The following is a 3,644-nucleotide window of genomic DNA, read 5'->3' on the forward strand; positions in this document are numbered from 1 at the left end:
GATCCCTTGCCCTGGTGAGTCTCCCGCTCGACGACGAGCACGTCGGTGCATCCCGCTTCCGTCAGGTGGTAAGCGATGCTCGAGCCGACGATTCCGCCACCCACAATGACGACTTCGGCCGAGGTCATCAGGCGAATCGCACCTTAACGTCGGGCTTCTTCTCCAGATGAATGCTCTCGATGAAGCGCACCTTCCCGGTGTTCAGCGTCATGATCACTGACGACGTGCGGGTGCCCTCACCGAAGAAACGCACGCCGCGCATGAGCGCGCCTTCGGTCACACCAGTCGCTGCAAAGATGATCTGCTTGCCCGGCGCCAGGTCTTCGGCGCGATAAATCTTTTTCTTGTCTTTGATGCCCATGCGGGCGATGCGCTCCTCCAGCTCCGGCTTGTCGACAACCAGGCGTCCCAGCATGTAGCCGTTGAGGCAACGGATGGCAGCCGCAGTAATTACGCCCTCGGGTGCACCGCCCGATCCCATCACCGCATGGACACCCGTTCCCAGCACGGCGGCGGCAATCCCAGCCGAAAGATCGCCGTCGGAAATCAATTTGATTCGAGCCCCAGCCTGGCGGATATCGCGGATCAGCTTCTCGTGCCGCGGGCGGTCCAGCACGATGACCACCAGGTCCTCGACGTCGCGGCCCAAACCCTTGGCAATGCCCTTCAAGTTGTCGGCAACCGGCGCATCCATCTCGACCATGCCCTTGCAGGATGGGCCGACCACGATCTTCTCCATGTAACAGTCGGGAGCGTTCAGTAATCCGCCACGTTCGGACGCAGCCAGCACGGTAATGGCTCCGGGGGCGCCGGTAGCGCACAGATTGGTGCCCTCCAACGGATCGACAGCGATGTCGACTTCCGGAACATGCGAACCGTCAGGAAACTCCGCGCCAACGCGTTCGCCGATGTAGAGTATGGGGGCCTCGTCGCGCTCGCCTTCGCCGATCACGATGGTGCCGCGCATGGGCACTGAGTCCATGGTGTGGCGCATGGCTTCGGTGGCCACCTGGTCGGCGAGCTTGCGTTCGCCCTGTCCCATGGTGCGGGCGGAAGCGATAGCGGCCTTTTCCACTACACGAAGGAACTCCAGCGCTAAGTCGCTTTCGATGTTTTCGCCGTAGGTCTTGGCTTTCTTCAGATTGGTTTCAGGTCTGACTTGGGTAGCCATGATGATACCTCCTGCGAGAGTGCCGGCTGGTGCGCGCAATCCGGAATCTTGGAATGAGGGCAGAAGCGAAACGGACCAGCGAGCGGGAAAGCTAGATGAAACTCACTGAACATGCGGGCAGCAATAATGCGCCCGGATTGGGCAAGCGTCAATGGCGTGGATCACAGAGAAAGCGTGGGAACGGACGTCCCGTCCGTTGAGGTCGAGCAAAGCTCGACCGCAATTCCAAAGCACCCTAGAACGCATCCATCCCCGTAATCTGATTCCCGATAATCAACGTGTGCACGTCGTGCGTGCCCTCGTACGTCTTCACTGATTCCAGGTTCGCCATGTGGCGGAAGATCGGGTATTCATCCGCGATTCCGTTCGCTCCCAGGATGTCGCGGGCCAGGCGGGCGCACTCGAGCGCCATCCATATGTTGTTTCGCTTGGCCATCGAGATGTGGTAGTGCTGCGCCTTATTCTGATCCTTCAGGCGTCCGACTTGCAGCGCCAAAAGCTGCGCCTTGGTAACCTCGCTGATCATCCACACCAGCTTTTCCTGCACCAGCTGATGCGAAGCGATCGGTTGATCGCGGAATTGCTTGCGAAATTGCGCATACTGCAGCGCGCAGTCATAGCAGGCCATCGCCGCACCGATGCCGCCCCAGGCAATACCATAGCGTGCCTGGTTCAGGCACATAAGGGCATTCTTCAGCCCTTCCGTCTTGGGCAACAGGTTGCAGGCGGGCACGCGCACATCCTGCAGCGACAAACTCGACGTCACCGAGGCCCGCAGCGACCATTTGCCATGCACATCCGCAGCGCGGAAGCCGGGCCGATTGGTCTCGACCAGAAACCCGCGTACACGATCGCCCTCGTCTTCCATCTTTGCCCAGATCACCGCCACGTCAGCGATCGAGCCCGAGGTAATCCACATCTTCTCGCCGTTGAGCACATAGTCGTTCCCATCTTTGCGCGCGCGGGTGCGCATGGCGCCGGGATTGGAGCCGGCATCGGGCTCGGTCAGTCCGAAGCATCCCAGCTTCTCGCCCTTTTGCATCCCCGGTAGCCACTTCTGCTTCTGCTCCTCGCTGCCAAACGCGTAGATCGGATACATCACCAGCGCCGACTGCACACTCACGAACGACCGCAACCCGCTGTCTCCACGCTCCAGTTCTTGCATGACGAGACCGTACTCGACATTCGACATTTCGGCGCAGCCATATCCCTTGAGATTGGCGCCGTAAAAGCCAAGCTCTCCCATCGGACGGATCAGTTCTTTGGGAAAGCGGCCTTCGCGGTTGCACTGCTCGATGATGGGGATGAGATTCTCTTCCACAAACTTTCGGGTATTGTCGCGAACCAGGATCTCGTCTTCGGAAAGCAGGCCATCGAACGCGATGAAATCGACTCCCTTGAATTTCAGGGCCATGAAAACGACCTCTTTCTAAGTCGGAATTACGCGCACTCTAGGCGGGAATTGTAATCGGTAATCCGAAGAGCAGCACTTAGCAGTCAGCACTCCGGCAAATCGTGGCTCGGCCTGCCTACTTCTTCGCCACGCCCCGCAAATAGTCATCGGTCTTGTTCAGCCAGTCCTGGCGCGGCGGATAGAAGATATCCATATCCACGGTGTCCTCCAGCGCCTCAGCCTTATGCGGCATGTTCGAGGGAATACAGAGCACTTCGTCCGGACCCACTACGATTTCGCGACCATCAATCCAGAACTTCAGCGCTCCCTCAAGAATAAACGTAAGCTGTTCATTGTGATGGCTGTGCTCCGGGACGACACATCCCTTCTTGAGCAGAACCCGTGCCAGCATCACGTTTTCACCCGTTATGAGCTGACGGTCGAGCAGCGGATTCAGGTTTTCCAATTCAACGTCGGACCAGCGGAAAAACTTGAGAGAAGCCATGATCAATCCTCATTTGGGGAATCAAACTGGCCCTTCTACCTCCCCCGTGCGCCTAGTGTAAAATCAAAGTGGCACAGAGAGTAGAGCAATAATTCCGGTATTCACCGGCCCGGCAGCCGTGGAACCCCGCAGAAACGCCGATACTCAGCAAAGTGCAAAATTTTTGGGACCGGAAAGCCGAGCATTGGCTCCTGCGATGGCGGCACGCTAGCCCCGGTCGAGATCAGGAGATCGAAATGGCGAAAGTTGCAAAGACAGCAGACCGCAAGAAGGTCATGGATACCAGCAAGAGCACCGATTGTCCCAAGTGCGGGAAGGCGACGCGCATCGTCAAGCGCCTCAAAGACAACGAGCGCGGCGTGGCGGGCGGAATGTACATCTCGTGCTCGGCCTGCGACTTCTACGAAAAACTGTAAAGAAACAGCAATCAGCACTCAGAAGTGGTCTCACAAACGTCTCAGCAGGATCAACATGGATGCCAGTTGAATCATGCCGAGGAAGTTTGCGCTATGTCGTTCCCAACGCACCAGCAGGCGCCGGAAGTTCTTCAGCCAGGCGAAGAGGCGCTCGATTTT

The 3,644-nt window shown here is 58.2% G+C and carries 5 protein-coding genes; 1 reads left to right on the plus strand and 4 read right to left on the minus strand.

Translation table 11 applies throughout. The features are described 5' to 3' along the window. From VEG30_00070 to VEG30_00085, 4 genes are all read right to left on the minus strand, one after another. A partial coding sequence (locus VEG30_00070; GenBank protein HXZ78296.1) for an FAD-dependent oxidoreductase occupies window positions 1–128 on the minus strand: 128 nt, incomplete at its 3' end. Further along, window positions 128–1,171 (minus strand): class II fructose-bisphosphatase, encoded by a 1,044-nt coding sequence (glpX, locus tag VEG30_00075; protein HXZ78297.1) that lies wholly within the window; start codon window positions 1,169–1,171, stop codon window positions 128–130. The genes VEG30_00070 and glpX, both read right to left, overlap by 1 nt. Window positions 1,172–1,406: 235 nt before the next feature. After that, the gene (locus VEG30_00080; protein HXZ78298.1) at window positions 1,407–2,585 is read right to left on the minus strand and encodes an acyl-CoA dehydrogenase family protein; all 1,179 of its coding nucleotides are present in this window, start codon (window positions 2,583–2,585) and stop codon (window positions 1,407–1,409) included. Between the two features lie 115 nt (window positions 2,586–2,700). After that, window positions 2,701–3,069, minus strand: a complete 369-nt coding sequence (locus VEG30_00085; protein ID HXZ78299.1) for a cupin domain-containing protein — start codon at window positions 3,067–3,069, stop codon at window positions 2,701–2,703. 236 nt (window positions 3,070–3,305) lie between these two features. On the opposite strand from VEG30_00085, the gene VEG30_00090 reads away from it, so the two are divergent. Then, complete coding sequence (locus VEG30_00090; GenBank protein HXZ78300.1) at window positions 3,306–3,485, plus strand: hypothetical protein; 180 nt, start codon at window positions 3,306–3,308, stop codon at window positions 3,483–3,485. The last annotated feature ends 159 nt before the right edge of the window (window positions 3,486–3,644 follow it).

The sequence above is a fragment of the Terriglobales bacterium genome (assembly GCA_035624455.1).
Taxonomy (GTDB): domain Bacteria; phylum Acidobacteriota; class Terriglobia; order Terriglobales; family Acidobacteriaceae; genus DASPRM01.